The following is a 602-nucleotide window of genomic DNA, read 5'->3' as shown; positions in this document are numbered from 1 at the left end:
GCGGTCGCGGTCGTGGGCACGCTGGCCGCCGGGGCCGGCGCGGTTCCGGTCGCCGAGCAGCTGTTGGTCGCCGGGCCGGCGCTGCTCGCCGCCGACCTGCCGCTGCCCCCACCGGAGGAGCCGCTGACGATCGCCACCGAGGGGGCGGTGCACGCCGAGCCGGTCGACGACGGGGACGGCCCGGGCCGCTGGCGGCTGACCGGCACCGCGACCGACGTCGCCTGGGCGGGGGTGGCCCGGCACGTCGCGGTGCTGGCCGCCGCGCCGGAGGGCATCGAGGGCGCGGTGCTCGCCCTGGTCGACGCCGGCGGGCTGGCCAGCAGCGAGGCCCGCAACCTGGCCGGAGAGCCCCGCGGGTCGCTGGTGTTCGCCGCGACGGCGGCCTCGGGGGCGCTGCTCACCCCGGCCCGGGCGTCCACGGTCAAGGCCCGGTTCGCGCTGGCCCGGGCGGTGCAGCTGGCCGCCGCGCTGGAGCAGGTGCTCGCCTGGACGGTGCAGTACGCCGGCGAGCGCCACCAGTTCGGCCGCCCGCTGAGCAAGTTCCAGGCCATCCAGATGGAGCTGGCCCAGATGGCCGGCGAGGTCACCGCCGCCACCGCCCT

At 79.2% G+C, this 602-nt stretch carries 1 protein-coding gene; it reads left to right on the top strand.

Annotated features, from left to right (window positions below; translation table 11 throughout):
• Positions 1-12: 12 nt before the first annotated feature.
• Positions 13-602: acyl-CoA dehydrogenase family protein (locus MY520_RS27955; protein ID WP_436695959.1), on the top strand; the 590-nt coding region annotated here is incomplete at its 3' end.

This window comes from Geodermatophilus sp. CPCC 205506, from assembly GCF_051383635.1.
In the GTDB taxonomy this organism is placed as follows: Bacteria; Actinomycetota; Actinomycetes; order Mycobacteriales; family Geodermatophilaceae; genus Geodermatophilus.
Note: the sequence above shows the minus strand (reverse complement) of the source record. Positions and strands in the feature narration are given on the sequence as shown.